We start from the raw sequence: 17,926 nt of genomic DNA, 5'->3' as shown, positions 1-17,926 counted from the left end.
CCGGCTGCCGATGACAATCTCACAATTGCCTCAGCTTCCCTATTCTACACTCTGGAGCCGAAGCCAACCCCGCTCGGATTAAAACTTCCGATCAAAGAATATACAAGTGAGTTGCATGCACTGGTCCTAAATAAGAAATATGGATTTGTGACAATTCCGGGAGAGCTCTCCTGCCTCTATGACAGCGCTTTGAAAGTCAGGGGAAAAGAGTTCGGCCTAACGCACGTTTCAATACTTGGCCTCGTTAATGATGCTCATGGTTACATTATCACCCCGGATTCGTGGCGGCACAAAACGCAAGAGTCCGATCTCTCCTTCGGCGGCGAAAAATATGGCGATGAAGTCTTTGAGAAGGCCTTCTCACTTTTAGAGAGCGCGGCCCATTAAGGCGCGCTCTTCCCGTCATCCACACGATAAGAGACTTTCCACAAACTAAAAAGCGTTCGAAAACCATTTACAGCTGAAGCTGGATGCTGTACTGTTTTTTTTAAAAGACCGCTAAATACAGGAGCTTATCGTGAAAAAAACAGCTTGCTTCGCCGCATTTTTGACCGCTCTTACCTTAATTTCTGAAGCGGAAGCTAAGACAATCTATGTTGAGCAGGCAGTGCCGAATTATGTCATGGTAGAAGAGCAGCCTCCTGCGGATTTGACAGAAGAGATCGTCGAAAGTCCGGGCCCCGACTACATTTGGCTTAAGGGCCACTGGAGATATGACAAAGGATGGGTATGGGCAAGAGGACGCTGGGAGAGAAGGCCTCACAGTGAAGCTGTCTGGCAGCCAGGTTACTGGGGTCGCAAACACCATCACTATGTATGGGTTGGCGGTTACTGGAGATAGCGCCTCCACTCTTTAAAAGACACTTACTGGGCCGCCATATTCCATCGTGGCCGTCCGGATCATTAATTTGAATGTCCTATTTACAAACAGAAACGGGTGAGCATGAAATTACAATTTTTGGGTGCAACAGAGACCGTCACAGGGTCAAAGTACTTACTGAACGAGGAGGGTAAAAAGATCTTAGTCGACTGCGGGTTGTTTCAGGGGATTAAAGAGCTTCGTCTACGCAATTGGGAGCCGTTTACGGTCCAACCTTCCGAAATTGACGCTGTCGTTTTAACGCACGCCCACTTAGACCACAGTGGCTATCTACCTCTACTGGTAAGGCAGGGGTTTAAAGGGCCGATCTATGCGACGAAGGCAACCTGTGATTTGGTGACGATACTTCTTAAAGACGCAGGCAGAATTCAGGAAGAAGACGCGGCGCGAGCAAACCGCTATGGCTACTCCAAGCACAAACCCGCCGAGCCGCTGTATACTGAACAGGACGCGATTCAATCGCTCAGGCTGCTTTCACCCATTGAATTTGGCGAGGACTATCCGATCAGTGCAGATCTTGTCTTCAATGCCAAAAGAGCGGGCCACATTTTGGGATCGGCATTTATCACCTTTAGGTCCCCCCAAACAACGATTGTATTCAGCGGTGATTTGGGGCGCCCCAATTCCTTCATCATGAAAGATCCGGCAACGATCCAGACAGCCGATTATCTGATTATGGAATCTACCTATGGCGGCAAGGAGCACACCAAAGACGATCCCTTTGAGCAGCTGGGGAGTGTGATCCGTAAAACTGTCAAGCAGGGAGGCTCTGTGATTATCCCATGTTTTGCAGTCGGCAGGGCACAAACCATCATGTATATCCTCGAGCAGCTTAAAGAGAGAAATCAGCTACCAAAAGTTCCTATCTACCTGGACAGTCCGATGGCTGTCGATGCAACGGAGATCATGGAGCGGAACATGAGCGAGCACAAGCTGCCGAAAAAGCTTTGTCGTGACGTATGCGCTGTGGCCGAGTACGTCAGCACCGTGGATCAATCCAAGGCGATAGACATGGATCCCTCACCCAAAATCATCATATCAGCCAGCGGAATGCTTGAAGGGGGACGCGTGCTGCACCATTTGAAGAGGTACGCACCTGACCCCAAAAGCGCTATCGTTTTCACCGGCTTCCAGGCCCCAATGACAAGGGGAGCGCGTATCTTGAGTGGTGAAAAAGAGGTTAAAGTTCACGGAGAGCTGGTACCTGTGCGTGCTCACATCGAAGCTTTGGAAAGTTTGTCGTCGCATGCCGATATGAAGGAGTCACTGGATTGGCTGAGGGGCTTCACCAAGATGCCAAGCAAGATCTTCCTCACGCATGGTGAAAAAGAGTCTTCCGAGGCTCTTAAAAAACGTATCGAAGAAGAATTCGACGTCGATGTCTACATACCCAAGTATTTGGAAGAAGTCGAACTTTAAAGAATTTATGTCCAAGAAGAGCGCTCAAAATAAGTTTTGGGCGCCCCTGCACCTATTTCATTAGATTCATAGCAAATCAAATCTCCTACTGACGAGTACTACTCGGACTTTGGAACTGATTGACCTTCCTCAGGAAGCTTCAACCATTTCAAAATTAAAAGAATAAAAATCTCTTGAAAGCATTGTATCCTAGAGGATACAATAAGATCATATGGACTAGCTCGAAATTGAAATTTACGAAACCTCCGCAGGTAAACGACCATTTGAGATTTGGATTAAGGAGATCAAAGAGATCCATACCCGAGCCAAAATCCTAACCAGGCTTGACCGCTTAAAGCTTGGAAACTTCGGAGACTGTAAAACTCTGCAGGAAGGGGTATGTGAACTTCGGATTCACTACGGCCCGGGAATTAGAATTTATTATGGAAAGATTGGCAATAAAGTCATCTTGCTTCTTTGCGGTGGCGATAAAGGCTCTCAAGATAGGGATATCGCTAAAGCAAAGGAGTATTTGAAAGATTATCAATCAAGGCAGAAAGATCATGGCAAGAAGTAGAAAATATCAGGATTTTCTCATAGAACAGCTCAAAGATCATGACGAAGCTGTTGCGTACCTAAATGCTGCGTTAGAAGAAAGCTTAAAGGGCGACGAAGAATCGCAGCAAGTCTTCTTAATCGCCCTTCGTAATGTAGCTGAAGCCCAAGGTGGTATTGGGGCATTGGCCAAAAAAGCCCATGTTGGCCGAGAAAGCCTCTATAAGACCCTTTCCGGCACAGGCAATCCCAAATGGTATACGCTTGTTTCTTTATGCGTGGCTATGGGGTTGAATTTGAGGCTAAGTTGAACAAATCATAAAGGGGTATCCAAGTGGCGATTTCTTTGTCTTCAAGTTGTTTCGGTATAATGTCCTTTATAAAACAAATTCAAGGAAGGATGAGATGGCAATAAAACGCTTTAAAGTAGAGAAGCTGATTAGAGACTATTTGCCGGACATCATGCGTAACAAAGGGATACTCGTACATGAACGAGTTATGGAACAGGAAGAATTTATTGCGAAGCTTAAAGATAAGCTTCAAGAGGAGGCTGCAGAGGTAAAGCATGCCAAGAATGTGAACGAACTGACTGAGGAACTTGCTGACATGCTTGAAGTCATTCATTCCCTTTCTAAAGCCACAGGAATACCTTTGGAGCGACTGGAGAAGGCTCGTTACGCAAAAAAACAAGAAAAAGGCGGTTTTGATAGAAAAATTTACAACTCCTATGTAGATGTAGAGGAAACCAATCCCTCGATAGAATATTTCCTTAAAAAGGGGGAGCATTACCCCTTAATGGAAAGCCTGCTCACACAAGAGATTTAGCTCTGCTAGAGACTTTAAGTTTCTCAGGGAATTTTTAGTGTTATCCGCATGATGGGAAAAACGGTAAGACAAAGCCTTGGAGAGCGGGTTCATATAGTTTTTGATCACTAGGTGGAAAAAGTATTCCATTACCTCGCTACTTTCACTGCTTGTTCAAATTGCAGACACTTGGTTTTGAAAGGGTAAAGGCTAGTTGAGTTTGTCTTCGAGTTCTTGCCAGCGTTTGAAGAGCGCTTCGAGCTCGTGATGCAGGGATCCCATTTTATTGAAGAGCTCTAAGCTCTCTTTGGGGTCTTGCTGCGCTGTCGCCTTTTGATTCAAAAGCTCAATCTCTTGCTCTAAATGCAAAATTTTAGCTTCCATCCCGTCGAGCTCTTTTTGTTCTTGGTAGGAGAGCTTCTTTTTCTTAGGGGGGCCAGAGGGTGCGGGCTTGGGAGCTTGGGGCTTATCTTTTACAGCGCGCTTTTTTTCTTCGGCTTCCCATTGGCTGAAGCCGGCGAGGAAGCTATGCGTGCCATCTTCCCAGAGGCCGAGGACCTCACTGCAGATTCGATCCATCATGCAGCGATCGTGGGTAATCATCACCACCGCTCCTTCAAACTCTTTCAGGTTCTCTTCCATGATTTCCAGAGTTTGGATGTCCAAGTCGTTGGTGGGTTCGTCCAAGAAGAGGATATCGGCCGGTTCGAGCATCAGACGGGCAATCAGGATTCGGGCTCTTTCCCCACCGGAGAGTTTGCCGACCGGCAGAACTAGTCTTTCGGGAGGGAAAAGGAATTTCTTTGCCCAGCCGTTCACGTGAATCTCCTGTCCGTGGTAGATGACGGTGTCACGGTGAGGGGCGAGAGCTTCTTTCAGAGTGATTTCAGGAGGGATGCGTTCCCTTAGCTGATCGAAATAGACGATTTTTAGATTGTCGGCTTTTTTTAATGTTCCGAGATCAGGAGTTGTCTGGCCAGCCAAAATCTTCAGCAGCGTCGTTTTACCTGTGCCGTTGCGGCCTAGTATGCCAAGCCGTGTTCCCGGTGACAGCTGGATATCGACTCCTTTAAAAAGAATCTTGTCGCCATAGGACTTGGTCAGGTTCTTGGCGCTGATCAGCTTTCTTGTCTCCCTTTCAGAAGCGGTGAAGTCAACGTCGACACGCGGCTTCTTGTTGCGGTTTTTCACTTCCGCAAGCTCTTCCATCAGCTTATGGGCATTCTGCACGCGGGATTGCGATTTTGTCGTGCGGGCTTTGGGGGATCTTCTCAACCACTCAAGCTCTCTTCTGACTTGTGAGGCAAGGCCCCTCTCCAGCTGAATCTGTCCATCCAGGAAGGTCTCCTTCTTTTCAAGGAAATCATCCAGATTGCCATGAGCGGAAAAGATTCCCTCAGGGAAGCAGCGGTTCAGCTCAAAAATGCGGTTGGTGACGTTTTTCAAGAAGTAGCGGTCGTGGCTGACCACCACATAAGTTAAGCGTTCTCGTTGCAGAAAACGCTCTAGCCAGAGAATTCCCTCAAGGTCAAGGTGGTTGGTGGGCTCATCGAGGAAGAGTAGGTCAGGCTCTGTCATCAGAGCACGGACGATATCCAGCCTTTTTTTCCAGCCGCCCGAAAGAGTGGCTGCCGAAGCGTTGAAATCTTCAAAAAGGGCCTTGCCCAAGAGTACCTTGGCCCGGATTTCCATCTCCTCGCGGGGGGAGTTTTTGACTTCCCTGAGGAGCATTTCGAGTACGGGCTCTTCCTCGAAGACCGGAAACTGCCCGGCGTAAGCTATTCTTAGCCCTTGCCGCTTGGTGACGGTGCCCTGATCCTCTTTTTCGATGCCGGCTAAAATTTTAAGCAGGGTGGACTTTCCCGCGCCATTGGGGCCGACCAGACCAATCCGTTCACCTTGCATGATGTGAAAGGAGATATCTTCAAAAAGTATCTGGCTGCCGTGAGCCTTGCTTAAATTATGGATGCCAACTAACGAAGTCATGCAAATACTATAGCAATCCTCCCTAAAAAAGGTATAGGGATATCATGATTAATGAAGAGGGGGGATGCCGCGGATCGAAAGGGCCTCGTCCATCGTTTTTTCAAAAGCAGAGTAGTCTTTGTCCCACTGGTAGAAATAACTGCTGTGGGGACCGTTGATCCGGATCAGATGGCCGCTCTCTTCTTTTCCGTAGCAGTTGCTGATCAATTTTCCGGCTGCGTCCTTGGCGCTGTTTGCGTTGTTCTTCATCAAAGCGTCCTGGTCTGCCTCTATCGCAAAGAGCGGTATTTTCTTTTCCCCTAAAATTTTAGCCTTTTTCAGGTTGTCGCAGCCGTCGGTGTAGACATACTCTCCGTTCCCCACCGCAACCTTGTGAGAGGGAGGTGCGGCATTTAACGCCACACCTTTGGCTATTCGGTCTACTGCTCCGAAACCGAGATTGCGCACCACGGTAGCCATCACATCCCGCGCGGACGCCAGTGTTTGATCTGCGACAACAAACTTGGTGCGCAGTTTTTCGGTGTTGGACGTGGGGGCTGTTGCCGCCTGGAAGGCTAAAGTGCCTCCTATCGAAAGGCCGTGATACCCGACATCCTTTACCCCTTTGTTGATTAGATAGGACTTGATAGCTTCCACATCTTGGTAGGAGGTTGCCTCTGAGGTCTTGCAGCCCGGACTTCCGGGGTATCCACCCATTGTCGGCATGAGGACATTGAACCCTTTGCTAAAATAGTAATGGCCGATGCTAAGCATTTCAGGACCGATCATCGCGTTGCCATGAAACAGCACCACTGTAGGAGGGTCCGTCCCTTCTGTTTTCGGGTGGGTAAGCTCCAGCGCTTCAAGATGAGAGCTGCGGATGGCGACGGGTATCTCGACCAGTTTCGCGTGGGGCAACTGACCGCTCACGATTTCTTGCTTTGTCAAAGCCCGCGCCTGTTCATAGCGTTCGGTATTGGCTATGGCATCATTTCCGAGGGGGTAAAGAATAGCTCTGATTTGAGAGTGAAAGTCGTTTAGCATATGGGCTGCTGCATGCTCTACTCCCTTTAGGGCATTTAAACTCCACGCTTTTTCAGGGGGAGCGAGAACACGCCAGGAGAAAATAGCTCCGATAAGGGGGATCATGGCTACGGCATCGGCTTTAAGGGACGTTTTCTTGCCTTCGATTTCGTTTTTAATCTGTGTGATCGCATGCTTGTTGAGAGCTTTTTCGTGCTGTTTTAATTGGGACAGTGAAATCTTTAGGCCCACGAGTTTCACAAGGTCAATCGCGCCTTTGATCACGCCATAGACCTGGCTTGGTCCGCAGCTTAAAATGACACCTGCCGTATAGAGGCCAACGTTGGCAAAGACTTTGCCGATTTCCATAGCATCACCTCGCTACAGTTTAGTATGGAAATGTGTTAACCCCCATTATAACAAAGATGTAATTTAAATTATCTGTTTGATGGATTGTGTGTTTTATTGAATATATTTAAGCGATGGGGCGATGACTTGGGGTGAGTAGGAAGAAGCTTCCAAAGACTGAAAGATCGCAAGTCGTCAAATATTAGAGACTTGCAACCTTTGAGTCCCGAGGCTTTTTCAAAGCTAAAGCCCAAATTTTGAGATGTTTTGGCATAAACCTTCTAACGCTTATTAGCGTCGTTTTCCGAAGGAGTCTTACTTTTGGATACTGAAATTGGGCAGCTGTTCCAGCCAAAGATTTGATAGAGGACACACCAGCTGAAGGCGACTTCAACGAATGTAAAGAGTGAGAAGGCGAGAGCGATCCAACTTTTCTGCCATACGGCGTAGCCAAGTAGCAAAATAGCAAACAGCAGTCGGATCAGCCGGCCCTTAGTGTCGATGTTTCTTTTAAACATGGGTGTTTCTTTGCCTCTAAATTGTTAGCGGAGGTCGCAGCCCCGGCCTGTTAACTTAAGACGATTTTTCGCAAATATCTTATAAAAAAAGGTCCAGATCGGCTCCAGGCCCGGCAGCTTCAGCGCGATTGCCATAAACAGAAGTCCGCGTCTTAGATAGATCTCATGGAAGGCGTCGACGCCCACATGCTTCGTACCGTCAGCTTCCAGGGCCACCATCTGCTGCATCGCCTCTGCATAATTTACCGAGAAGAGCGAGGTGAATTCAGGCGAGGTGATGTCGACGTAGACGACAGAAGAGTTTTTTTTCTTCAGAAAGCGCGTTTCCCGCATGCAAATTGGGCACTTGCCATCATAGAGCATGTAGAGAGGGGTGGGTGTTTGGCTCTTTTTAAAAACTGATTCCACTAAAATTTCTATCTTTTTAAGCAGAGTCGTCATGGTGAGAATAACAAGCGGCCAGGTGATGCCGATGACGATATAGGCCGCTACGCTTCCTCTAGGAAGCTGGCATGCTCCCACCTTCGCTCCTGCGATGTAGCAGATGGGCGCGAGCCCTCCGACGATCACCTGCAGAATCTTAGAGTTCATCATCCAGTGCATGGCGCCATTGATCGTCATAGAAAAAAGAGGATAGAGGAGTACGATCCAAAGAGGGGGGAGGGATGCAATAAGGCCGGGCGGGTTAAAACCGGTGATCGACACATTTAAAAAAAAGGACTCGGCAAAAAAACCGATCAGGACAGCGTACAGGGCAAGGAAGATCTCCCGATAATAGCCGCTGCGGGTGTAGAAATAGTGAATAAGAAGTTGACTGCTCCCCGCCAGGAGGCAAGCTAGCGCCGCCGTAAAGGGCCGGCCGGCAGCGGCGAGTGCAATGGTAAAGAACCATCCGGCGTAATAGAGAATGAGCGTGATCAGCATCATGCGGTGGCTACCTTTCTGTACTGCTCTTCGCAAAACTCCCAAAGAGCCGCTTTCGTTTCCGGGCTCGTCTTAGTGTAGGGTAACAATGAGACGGGCGCCTCCTTTCGGTCAAACCAAAAACGGCCGGAAGGATAGGCTGATGAAGTCATAGCCAGCCACAAGAGCGTGTCCGCCCCTTCTTCGACTGTTCGTAAACGGTTGTCCATCCATTTTCGGAAAGTGGGCATGTATTGATCCAGCCCGGGGGTGGCTACCCAGCCGGGATGCATGCAGCTGAAGAGATATCCCTCTTTGAAATGATCGGCGTAAAGCTCAGTCAGATCCACCTGTGCCCGTTTCGCGTTGGCGTAGGCGAGGTAGGGGTTATAGGGGCGTTTGTCAAAGGTAAGGTCATCTAAGTTGAGCGCTCTTAAGTACATTCCACCCGACGACACGAAGATAACACGGCAATCCGGGGAAAGGCGACCTCTTTCCATCAGATGGCGCGTCAACAGATGGGGGCCGATGACATGAGTGGCAAATACGTACTCGTACTTATCAGTTGCCTTGATTTTTTCGCGGGGCATGCCGCCTGCGTTATGAACTACAATATCGAAGGGGGCGGTGAAAAAGGGGTAGTCTTGATAGGAAGCGATATCAAAAGAGTAGTAATGAATGGAAGCTCCGGGAAACTGCTCCCGCAAAATTTCCATCTGACTTAGGGCTTTTTCCTTGTCTCTGGAGGTAATATGTAGGGAGACGTTTAAGGAGAGCAGCAGTTTGCAGAGACCGAAGCCAATTCCCTTTGATCCGCCTGTGATTAAAGCATTTAAACCCTTGCCGTCCCTAAAGGCGGATGGCGCGAATTTTTTCTGATGCCTTAAATATCCACTGCGGTCGAACGAGAAAAAAATAGAGAGATCGAGTAATTGATCGAGCATTAAAGATTGAAACCCACCTTGACATTTAGCATTTGTGGTACCAAACTGGTGTTTTTAAATCTATCGGTAACCGATGCTGACAGCTAAACTGGTAACACCTCTTCTTTTTTTTCTTCTGGGCGGACTTTCAAGAGCTTTTAAAAGCCATTTGGAAGTGCCGCAGCCTATCGCCAAGGCCATGGCGCTCTTCCTTTTGATCACGATCGGACTTAAAGGGGGGGTTGAGATAAACAGCCACGGACTTAAGTACGAGGTGGCTTTGGTGATGCTGGCAGGTTTAACTCTCTCTGTGCTGATTCCTTTTTTTTGGTTCAATATTATCAGACGCAAAATCGATGCCATTAACGCAGCGGCCATCGCAGCGACCTATGGTTCTGTATCCGCGATCACTTTTGTGACGGCTGTGAATTTTTTGGATAGCCTCTCAGTCTCCTTCGACGGCTATCTCATCGCCGTTATGGCCCTGATGGAAGGCCCTCCGATCGTAGTAGGGGTACTGCTGGCTAAAATGAAGGGAAAAATTTCCGCTAAAGCGCCTTTCAGACTCCAGCACATGCTGCATGAGGCCTTCATGAATCAAGCCGTATTTGTTTTGATCGGCTGCCTGATCATCGGCACGATCATTGGCGAGAGTGGCTTCAGCGATTTAAGACCTTTTTTCGACTATCCCTTCAAGGGGATACTCTGCCTGTTTTTACTTGATATGGGAGTGGTTGTCGGCAGAAGGCTGCCTGAACTTAAGAAGCTGGGGCCCTTTCTTTTTGCCCTAGCGTTCGTTATGCCCCTCATCAATGCGGCGTTTGGGATCGGCGTCTCCTATCTGATCGGTCTTGAGCCTGGCAATGCCCTCTTGTTGACCGTGCTTGCCGCCGGGGCGAGCTACATCGCCGTACCGGCAGCGCTCTCCGTCAGTCTTCCGGAAGCGAACCAGGCAGTCTACATTTCGATGTCTCTTGCCGTGACGTTTCCTTTAAACGTTCTGGCGGGAATTCCTCTCTATTACTCCATCATCAACACGCTCTTTACAAGGAACTGACCATGGTGCCTTCCAAAAGGCTTGAAGTGATCACATCAGGCGCTGCCGACGAGATCGTCATCGAGACGCTGATCGGCATCCGTCTTTTTAGTTACACTCTTGTCAATCGAGTGCAGGGGTCAGGCAAGAGGGGCAAGAGGGCGGATGATGATTTCATGGACCTCATGCACAACTGCCTGTTCATCATTATCTGCTCAGAGGAAGAGGCAAAAAAGGCGGCAGAGGCTCTGCGTCCGATCGTCGAGGAATTTGGTGGAGTGATCGCAGTCAGCGACTGCATGCTGGTGAAAACAGACACGCCTTAAACATCTAAAGCTTCTGCATGATTTGCAGCACATCGCTGTTTGTCGTTTCGGAAAAGTTTCTGTAGTACTGTCCGACAGCCATGAAACCGGGATCGACATGCAAGGCGATCAATTCATCGGCAAGGGCCTTGATTTCAGACGCTGTGTCCGGAGGGGAGACGGGCACTGCCACAACAATGCGGCTGGCTCCCTCCTTTTTAAGGGAAACGATTGCCGCCTTTACAGTGGCGCCAGTGGCAAGGCCATCATCCACTAAGATCACGGTTTTATTTAATATATCACGCGGACTCATTCCTTCGCGGAATAGTCGAAGGCGTTCTGCAGCTCGTTTCGACTCTTCGGCAATCTTCTCGTCCAGGTACTCTTTGTCAATGCCCAAGCGCCTCACGAGGTCGGGGTCGATATACGCTTCTCCTGATTCGGTGACAGCACCGATCGCAAATTCCGGGTTGTAGGGAGCGCCGATTTTTCTCGGGCAAATGATGTCTAAGGGAAGGTGGAGGGCGTCAGCAACTTCTTTAGCAACGATCACGCCGCCGCGCGGTATGCCGATGACGAGGGTGTCTTTCTGACTATTCAGAGAGCTTAATGCTTTGGCAAGGGAGAGGCCTGCATGGATTCGGTCTTGGAAGATCATAAAAAAACCCGTGGTATCGATAATAGCATCTATACCACGGGATTAGTTTTTTGCCTTTTAATTAAAAAAGACTTACTTCCGCTTCACTAGAAATAGCGCTTAGCTGTTAAAGCTACAGTGTGATCTCTGAAGTCGTTTTTGGAAGCAAAGAATCTGTACTCCAGGCCGAGATCTGTCTTTTGGCAGATTCTGTAGCTGACGCCAGCGATGCCTTGGTAGGCAAAGCCGCTGTCGGATCCGGAGATTTCGACATCGTGGGAGCTTGCTTTCACTTTGTTCTCTGCCCAGCCAGCGCCTACACCGATATAGGGTGTAAAGCCATAGCTGTTGCAGCCCATGCAGCTCATGTCGATATCATAGTATACGTTGCCCATTACGGAGAATGTTTCCCCTCTGAGTTTAACGCCGTGCAGATCAAGGGATTCGTCATCGAAAGAAATGCTCTTCAGAGTATTTCTTCTGTAGGCGAATTCAGCTTCAGCGCGGACGTTGTTGCTGAACTTGTATCCGCCAGCGATGCCGCCTGCGAAGCCGGTTTTAAATTTGGCGTCAACGCCATGTTTATCTAGGTTTTGCAGAAAGTTAACGCCTGCGAAGCCTCCAACGTAGAAGCCTTCATCACAGCACTCGCTTCCTTGCAGACCTGTTCCCATCAATGTGGATGCCAACGCGAGAAGCGCAAATACGTGCTTTTTCATACTATCTCCTTTGTTCTGAAAGTTTTTGTAAAAAGAGCACGTGGGAAACTATAGGGTCTTGTTGTCATTAATCACAATATTAAAATATTTCTGTCAATGCTAAAAAACCCGTTTACAGATAGTTTTAGAATTGATTATAGCTGACAACTCCTGCATGAAATCCACGTTCCTAAAACACTGAAAATCCTATAGATAAACAGTAATTATCGAGGGGAGTTTTTCATCCGTTTTTTTTCTGTTTTAAAGGAAAAATTAGTCGCAGAATTCTCTTTGAAAAATAGGGTGCGCATCAATCAAAATAAATGGTTTTTCAGCAGCCTTATTGTCTTCTGAAGGGTCAAAGCCGCTTAAACCAGTGGGATTTTGTTGTTTTTTTACGCTGGTTATATAGAGCTCTACGCTAGTGCTACAACCACCCTGAAATACGGGGGAGTCCACCGGAAGAGATCTCAAAATCAGTCTGGGGGCGTTTGTAGTATCAGAAATGAATTAGGTGGAGGGTAGCCCCGCCTTTTGAAAGGCGGGGCCGTGGAAAGGTTAGTTAGCGTGTTCTACAGGATATCCCTTCTGAACCCAGTCATTGATTCCTTCAGGATATTTTAAAAGGTTTGTGTAGCCCATTGTTGCCATGCGCTCGGCTAAAAACTTGCTGGCGGGGCATTTGGGGCTTGTGCAGTAGATGATGATCGTGCTCTCTTTGGAGGGGGCGGCAGCTTCGACCTCTTCGTCGCTTGAGTTGTAGGGTAGGAATTTAGCGCCGGGAAGGCGGTTGCCGTCGTCGTAATCTTTAGTGCGGGCATCTAGGATAACCACGTTTTCTTCAGAGTCCAGCATCTCTTTGATTTTCTCGGCATGGATCTCTTCATAAGCGTGATGGTGGTCAGAATCAGGGCCATGAGCGAAAGTGGAAGTGGGAGTGCCCATCAACAAGAGAGCTAGAGCTGTCAGGGAGAGCATCGTTTTCTTTTTCATATTGTGAATCCTGTTGTTTTGTTGGTAAGCGGATTATTCCGCTTTGATTGAAGCGGCTCCATCTTGTAAAGAAAGAGAAGGCGTCAGGAACCGCTTCACGGCACGAGAGTCTAAGGACAAGCTTCAGATTTTGTCAAAATGAAAAGATTCGGGTGTCAAGAGCTTCAGCTATCTGGTATAATCTTTGACTCTTAAATATACCGAAAGTATCTCAAAACTTGGGATTTTGGCTTTGAGAAAGCCTCGGGATTGAATGATCGTAAGCCACCTAATATTAGAAATATGAGGTAGCTTATGTGAGGTAGCCTACGATCATTCAATCGCGAGAGCTTTCTCTTTGCCAAAAACCAAATTTTGAGACACTTTCGGTACAAGTGGAGAGAGTAAATCGTATGAGTCTGTCGGCAGCTGTCATCGGCGGAGGAGCCGCCGGTTTTTTCGCGGCGCTCAACCTTAAGGAGCACTTCCCCCATGTGCGCGTAAAAATCTTTGAAAAGAGTCTGAAACCTCTTGCCAAAGTCGAGATTTCAGGAGGGGGGCGATGCAATGTGACGCACAACCTTTTTGATCCGAAAAGGCTAGTCGCCTTCTATCCGCGCGGATCTAAAGAGCTTCTCGGCCCGTTCCACACATTCCAACCCCGTGACATGTGGAAGTGGTTAAACGATAGGGGAGTGACGCTGAAGGCTGAAGAGGATGGCCGTGTATTTCCGGTGACCGACTCTTCCAAGACCATCATCGACTGCTTTTTAAACGAAGCCAAAAGACTCGGAGTTGAGCTGGGCCTTAAGGAAAAGGTTTCTCAGGTCATCCGCGATGAACAAGGATTCAGGATCCTCAAAGGCGATGAAGAGGAGGTTTTCCAAGCCGTGCTGCTCGCTAGTGGGTCGGGGAAGGAGGGAGCTCAATTTGCCTCAGAGCTCGGACACACAATTGTCGAGCCTGTCCCCTCCCTATTTGGATTTAACATCGATCCGTTTCCTCTAAGCGACCTCTCTGGGGTCTCCGTGAAGGGGGCTATCGTGTCTTTCCCTCACACCTCCTTTGTGTCTGAGGGCAGTTTGCTGATTACCCATTTCGGGTTTTCAGGGCCGGCGGCCCTTAAGCTCTCTGCCTTTGCGGCAAGGCACCTTAGCGCCAAGCAGTATCAGGAGACGTTTTTAGTCAACTGGCTCGGCAAAAAATGCGAAGAGATCGAGGAGTTGTATCATTCCTACAAGACAAAATATCCCAAAAAAGGGATCGACAATTTAAAACCGGAGACGATCGCCCACAGCCTTTTCGTCAATATTTTGCAGCGCGCGGGAATCTTAATCCACAAGCCTGCCGGACAGCTCTCCAACGCCGAAATACGCAAATTGGCGGAGTATTTAACGAAAGACGCATTTCGCATGCAGGGGAAGACCACAAATAAGCAGGAATTTGTCACCGCCGGCGGGGTCAAGTTGAGCGAAGTGGATTTCAAGACGATGCAGAGCAAGAAAACAAAAGGGCTTTTTTTTTCCGGTGAAGCGTTAGATATTGACGGTGTCACAGGAGGGTTCAATTTCCAGGCTGCCTGGACAACGGGGTGGATTGCCGCCCATGGAATGGGTGCATACCTTACCAGTACCCTAACTCCTTAGTATTGTTTTACGAAAAGGACTGCCTTTAAGCGCGGTGATAAGGGTTCTCTCAATGAATTTCAATGCGGGCCTTGTCCGCCCTGCATTCGCCTTGCCCTGCGGCCACAAGAGAGAACCCCTATCACAAATTAGAATCCGGATAAAACGTTATATCCGCTCCGGAGAGAAGTAAATAATAGGGTTATTATAAAAAGCTAAAAGACTCATCTTTTATAAAAAGATGTAGCCCGAAATGCTCTTCTTTTAAGCTTCGAAGACCATTATAAATCTTTAAAGCTGTTCAAAAAGCTACGCGTGCCTATTTAGTGCAGCACGATTTACAACCACTCTTATACCATCCGTAGACTTGCCACAAAGCAGACAAAGCCACAGCTCCATAGACCACTTTCACTACAACCGCGTTCGAAAAAATGAACGTGACAAGGTTGAAGTCAAAAAAGCCCACTAAGCCCCAGTTTAATCCGCCCACGACCAAGAGTACGGAGGCAATAAAATCGGCGTATTTCATAATACCCTCCGTTTGAAGGTCACCATAACCTTCACCTTTCATTATAACAAATTCTTTAATTTTTTTGGAGTCAAAGGTTTCCGTGGGAAAATCCCCGGGGAGGGGCGTTTAAGCCTCCCTGAGGCGCGTCAGGGGAATGAGGTGAGGCGGTAGGCGGGTGTTTTCTTAAATTGACAATTGCGGTATGCGTTGCAGCTAAATTGCCTAGCACCGAACGTATTTCATTTTTTTTAATTACGAGAGCGTTCTCTTTGCCAAAAGCCAAATTTTGAGACACTTTCGGTATAATTAACGGAACCGTCATATGATTTTTTGGATACTTTTTCTGATAGCGATCTCACTCATGATCTATCTCGACCTGTTCTTTGAAAAGAAGAAGGGGTTGCATGAGATGACATTCGGGGAGTCGATGACCTGGACTCTGATCTGGGTATCGGCAGCGCTTTTGTTCAACTTAGGGGTCTACTGGCTGTATGAGCACCACATGATCTATCCCGAATCCTCGCCCCACTCTTCCGGGGGCAAGGAAGCGGCGCTCCTTTTTTTCACAGGCTATCTGGTGGAAAAATCGTTGAGTTTGGACAACGTCTTCGTCATCGCACTCATCTTTTCCTATTTTCATGTCCCCCCCCACCTGCAGCATCGCGTGCTGATCTGGGGAGTCTTTGGAGCGATTGTCCTCAGGTTTGTCATGATCCTGTTTGGCGCCGCGCTCATTACCCACTTCACCTTCATGAACTATATTTTCGGCGCCATCCTAATCTTTACCGCGGTCAAAATGCTCGTGATCAAACAAGAAAACATGCATCCGGAAACCAACCCCGTTATAATGTTCGCCAAAAAGCTGATGCCGGTAACTCACGAATTTCACGGAGCGAATTTTTTTGTGAGAATCAATGGTGTCTTGATGATGACCCCTCTTTTCTTAAGCTTGCTTGTCGTTGAGACAAGCGATGTCATCTTCGCCATCGACTCGATACCGGCCATTTTCTCCATCACAACCGATCCCTTCTTAGTATTCACCTCCAATATTTTCGCCATCTTAGGGTTGCGTTCCCTCTATTTTGTTCTTGCGACAGCCATTAACCGTTTCTACTACCTCAGGTTCAGCCTGGTATTCCTGCTGGCATTTGTAGGCGTCAAAATGCTCACGGCGCACCACTATCCGATCGATACAACGCTGTCTCTTTACATCATCCTCGGGATATTGCTAGTCGGCGTGGCAGCTTCTCTGATTACCAAAGATGGATTTATCTCCGCGTTTGCCCTGCCGATTTATATCCAGTTCCGGGATATCGCGATCATGACAGCCAAAGATATCCGCCGGATTGCGGTGCTGTTCGCCGGCATCGTGATCTTGCTGGCAGGTCTTGCGATGCTGGTTTTGCCCGGACCGGGTTTAATCTTCATCCCCATCGGTCTCATGCTCCTCGCTAAAGAGTTCCTCTGGGCGAGAAGGTTGTTGAACAAACTGAGAAACAGTAACAAAACTTTTCAGAAAATACTGGGAAGCCCGGAAGAGGAAAAAGGAGATAAATAGGGGAAGAGCAGAGCAGGCGGCTCTTCCCGAAATTCACATTAAGGGGTGGTTTTGGCAGCGGCGTTTTTTTCGCGGGCTTCTTTAGTCCAGGCAATAATTCCCCAGATGCACATGCCGAGGTATACGGCAAAGAGAAAGGCTTGAGAGTAGGCCTCTTTATAGACATCGAAGAAGATCCAGCCCAGGTTGCCAAACGCCCAAAGCCACTGGCCGATCACATTTTTCTTGATCACATAGACGTTGCCCAAAAGCGAGACGGCAACCAACAGCCAGGATAAATCATCAAAGGTCATAGCAACTCTCCATTTGTTTTCTGTTGAAAAATCTTTGAGTCACGATCCGTGTTCTTTAAAAAAATGTCAATTAGACCGAAAGGTTCCCGGATCGGCAGAGACTTTCCGGATACGTAAGCATTAGCTCACTTCCAAGGAAAGCTAACGGATAAGGTGTTGCATTCACGGAGTGATTCAAATCACTTAAGTTCAGCTTGTTAATTAATTTAGAGAAAGGGCAGGCGAAAGAGGTTGAGCTTCAAAGCGCTTATTCTCCAGGAGCAATCCGTTTGACTTTGAGAATCCCTTTCAGCTATCACATGGGCGCCAAGACTGAATAATAACAGGGAAGATAAGCATGACAGCACGCAAGGGAAGACTCGAAGTGATCACCGGCTCTATGTTTTCAGGGAAAACAGAAGAGCTTATGTACCGATTGCGCAGGGCAGAATATGCCAAAAAGAAAGTGATCACCATCAAGCATGAGATCGACAACAGAAAATCCTACTCCTGCATCGTCAGCCATGACGGTGGACTACGAGAGGCCTTTCCCCTGGGCTCATGTGAAGAGGGACTCAAGACGCTCGTCAAGCTGATCGATCCGGCAGTCGATGTGATCGGAATCGATGAGATCCAATTTTTCCCCGATCAGGCAGTGCAGGTTTTACAGCTGCTCGTAGAGCACGGCAAAAGGGTTATCGTAGCCGGTCTGGACATGGATTTTAGAGGTGAGCCCTTCGGGATAGTTCCCACTCTCATGGCTCTTGCCGACGAAGTGGTCAAAAGCCGCGCCATCTGTGTGGTCTGCGGCGATGAGGCTAACTTCACCCAACGCCTTATCAACGACAAGCCTGCAAGGTATGACGATCCTACAATCATGGTAGGGGGTGCCGAGTGCTATGAAGCGAGGTGCCGCGGCTGCTATGCCATCGATAAGAAAGATTATCTCGATATCGGCAACCAGCTTACACTCAGCGGGAAGAGAGAAGATTAGG

General features: G+C 48.2%; 21 protein-coding genes. 11 read left to right on the top strand and 10 right to left on the bottom strand.

The features are described 5' to 3' along the window. From ELAC_RS11725 to ELAC_RS04540, 6 genes are all read left to right on the top strand, one after another. A partial coding sequence (locus ELAC_RS11725; protein ID WP_158227802.1) for a hypothetical protein occupies positions 1-387 on the top strand: 387 nt, incomplete at its 5' end. Between the two features lie 130 nt (positions 388-517). After that, on the top strand, positions 518-841 hold the full coding sequence (locus tag ELAC_RS04560) for a YXWGXW repeat-containing protein (protein WP_098038092.1): 324 nt from the start codon (positions 518-520) through the stop codon (positions 839-841). A gap of 102 nt (positions 842-943) precedes the next feature. After that, positions 944-2,299 (top strand): MBL fold metallo-hydrolase RNA specificity domain-containing protein, encoded by a 1,356-nt coding sequence (locus ELAC_RS04555; protein WP_098038091.1) that lies wholly within the window; start codon positions 944-946, stop codon positions 2,297-2,299. 226 nt (positions 2,300-2,525) lie between these two features. Continuing rightward, positions 2,526-2,855 carry a type II toxin-antitoxin system RelE/ParE family toxin gene (locus ELAC_RS04550; protein ID WP_338030002.1) on the top strand — a complete coding sequence of 110 codons (330 nt, stop codon included), beginning with the start codon at positions 2,526-2,528 and terminating at the stop codon, positions 2,853-2,855. After that, positions 2,842-3,144 (top strand): addiction module antidote protein, encoded by a 303-nt coding sequence (locus ELAC_RS04545; protein ID WP_098038090.1) that lies wholly within the window; start codon positions 2,842-2,844, stop codon positions 3,142-3,144. Before ELAC_RS04550 ends, ELAC_RS04545 begins: the two co-directional genes overlap by 14 nt. A gap of 94 nt (positions 3,145-3,238) precedes the next feature. Next, entirely contained in the window at positions 3,239-3,658 is a 420-nt protein-coding gene (locus ELAC_RS04540) for a nucleoside triphosphate pyrophosphohydrolase (RefSeq protein WP_098038089.1), read from the top strand. 189 nt (positions 3,659-3,847) lie between these two features. Here ELAC_RS04540 and ELAC_RS04535 read toward each other — a convergent pair whose 3' ends face one another. The 5 genes from ELAC_RS04535 to ELAC_RS04515 form a co-directional block, all read right to left on the bottom strand. Continuing rightward, positions 3,848-5,623 carry an ABC-F family ATP-binding cassette domain-containing protein gene (locus ELAC_RS04535; protein WP_098038088.1) on the bottom strand — a complete coding sequence of 592 codons (1,776 nt, stop codon included), beginning with the start codon at positions 5,621-5,623 and terminating at the stop codon, positions 3,848-3,850. A gap of 48 nt (positions 5,624-5,671) precedes the next feature. Continuing rightward, positions 5,672-6,994 (bottom strand): alpha/beta hydrolase family protein, encoded by a 1,323-nt coding sequence (locus ELAC_RS04530; RefSeq protein WP_098038087.1) that lies wholly within the window; start codon positions 6,992-6,994, stop codon positions 5,672-5,674. Positions 6,995-7,254: 260 nt separating this feature from the next. Continuing rightward, positions 7,255-7,491: a YgaP family membrane protein gene (locus ELAC_RS04525; protein ID WP_098038086.1), complete on the bottom strand. Its 237-nt coding sequence runs from the start codon at positions 7,489-7,491 to the stop codon at positions 7,255-7,257. A gap of 24 nt (positions 7,492-7,515) precedes the next feature. Beyond that, on the bottom strand, positions 7,516-8,418 hold the full coding sequence (locus ELAC_RS04520; protein WP_098038085.1) for a DUF2878 family protein: 903 nt from the start codon (positions 8,416-8,418) through the stop codon (positions 7,516-7,518). After that, positions 8,415-9,338, bottom strand: a complete 924-nt coding sequence (locus tag ELAC_RS04515) for an SDR family NAD(P)-dependent oxidoreductase (RefSeq protein ID WP_098038084.1) — start codon at positions 9,336-9,338, stop codon at positions 8,415-8,417. Before ELAC_RS04515 ends, ELAC_RS04520 begins: the two co-directional genes overlap by 4 nt. Positions 9,339-9,411: 73 nt before the next feature. Between ELAC_RS04515 and ELAC_RS04510 the strand changes: the two genes are divergently transcribed. Together ELAC_RS04510 and ELAC_RS04505 are read left to right on the top strand one after the other, a co-directional pair. Next, positions 9,412-10,374 carry a sodium-dependent bicarbonate transport family permease gene (locus ELAC_RS04510; protein ID WP_098038083.1) on the top strand — a complete coding sequence of 321 codons (963 nt, stop codon included), beginning with the start codon at positions 9,412-9,414 and terminating at the stop codon, positions 10,372-10,374. 2 nt (positions 10,375-10,376) lie between these two features. Then, positions 10,377-10,679 carry a P-II family nitrogen regulator gene (locus ELAC_RS04505; protein WP_098038082.1) on the top strand — a complete coding sequence of 101 codons (303 nt, stop codon included), beginning with the start codon at positions 10,377-10,379 and terminating at the stop codon, positions 10,677-10,679. A 4-nt stretch (positions 10,680-10,683) separates the two neighbouring features. Here the strand turns inward: ELAC_RS04505 and ELAC_RS04500 are convergent, their stop codons facing one another. The 3 genes from ELAC_RS04500 to ELAC_RS04490 all read right to left on the bottom strand — a co-directional run bounded on the left by ELAC_RS04500 (position 10,684) and on the right by ELAC_RS04490 (position 12,986). Next, complete coding sequence (locus ELAC_RS04500; RefSeq protein ID WP_098038081.1) at positions 10,684-11,316, bottom strand: phosphoribosyltransferase; 633 nt, start codon at positions 11,314-11,316, stop codon at positions 10,684-10,686. Positions 11,317-11,402: 86 nt separating this feature from the next. Next, positions 11,403-12,014 (bottom strand): outer membrane protein, encoded by a 612-nt coding sequence (locus ELAC_RS04495; protein ID WP_098038080.1) that lies wholly within the window; start codon positions 12,012-12,014, stop codon positions 11,403-11,405. A gap of 537 nt (positions 12,015-12,551) precedes the next feature. Next, positions 12,552-12,986, bottom strand: coding sequence for a rhodanese-like domain-containing protein (locus ELAC_RS04490; RefSeq protein WP_098038079.1), 435 nt, complete (start codon positions 12,984-12,986; stop codon positions 12,552-12,554). Between the two features lie 392 nt (positions 12,987-13,378). Between ELAC_RS04490 and ELAC_RS04485 the strand changes: the two genes are divergently transcribed. Next, positions 13,379-14,611 (top strand): BaiN/RdsA family NAD(P)/FAD-dependent oxidoreductase, encoded by a 1,233-nt coding sequence (locus ELAC_RS04485; protein ID WP_239414364.1) that lies wholly within the window; start codon positions 13,379-13,381, stop codon positions 14,609-14,611. A gap of 298 nt (positions 14,612-14,909) precedes the next feature. On the opposite strand, the gene ELAC_RS04480 is transcribed toward ELAC_RS04485, so the two are convergent. After that, positions 14,910-15,119, bottom strand: a complete 210-nt coding sequence (locus tag ELAC_RS04480; protein WP_098038197.1) for a DUF378 domain-containing protein — start codon at positions 15,117-15,119, stop codon at positions 14,910-14,912. Positions 15,120-15,423: 304 nt separating this feature from the next. Here ELAC_RS04480 and ELAC_RS04475 point away from each other — a divergent pair, with 304 nt between their 5' ends. Then, positions 15,424-16,659, top strand: a complete 1,236-nt coding sequence (locus ELAC_RS04475; protein WP_098038078.1) for a TerC/Alx family metal homeostasis membrane protein — start codon at positions 15,424-15,426, stop codon at positions 16,657-16,659. A gap of 38 nt (positions 16,660-16,697) precedes the next feature. On the opposite strand, the gene ELAC_RS04470 is transcribed toward ELAC_RS04475, so the two are convergent. Further along, positions 16,698-16,952, bottom strand: coding sequence for a hypothetical protein (locus ELAC_RS04470; protein WP_098038077.1), 255 nt, complete (start codon positions 16,950-16,952; stop codon positions 16,698-16,700). Positions 16,953-17,283: 331 nt separating this feature from the next. On the opposite strand from ELAC_RS04470, the gene ELAC_RS04465 reads away from it, so the two are divergent. Further along, positions 17,284-17,925, top strand: coding sequence for a thymidine kinase (locus ELAC_RS04465; RefSeq protein WP_098038076.1), 642 nt, complete (start codon positions 17,284-17,286; stop codon positions 17,923-17,925). Position 17,926: the final 1 nt, after the last annotated feature.

Source organism: Estrella lausannensis (assembly GCF_900000175.1).
Classification (GTDB): Bacteria; Chlamydiota; Chlamydiia; order Chlamydiales; family Criblamydiaceae; genus Estrella; species Estrella lausannensis.
The sequence above is the reverse complement of the archived record's forward strand: the minus strand, read 5'-3'. Positions and strand labels throughout refer to the sequence as shown.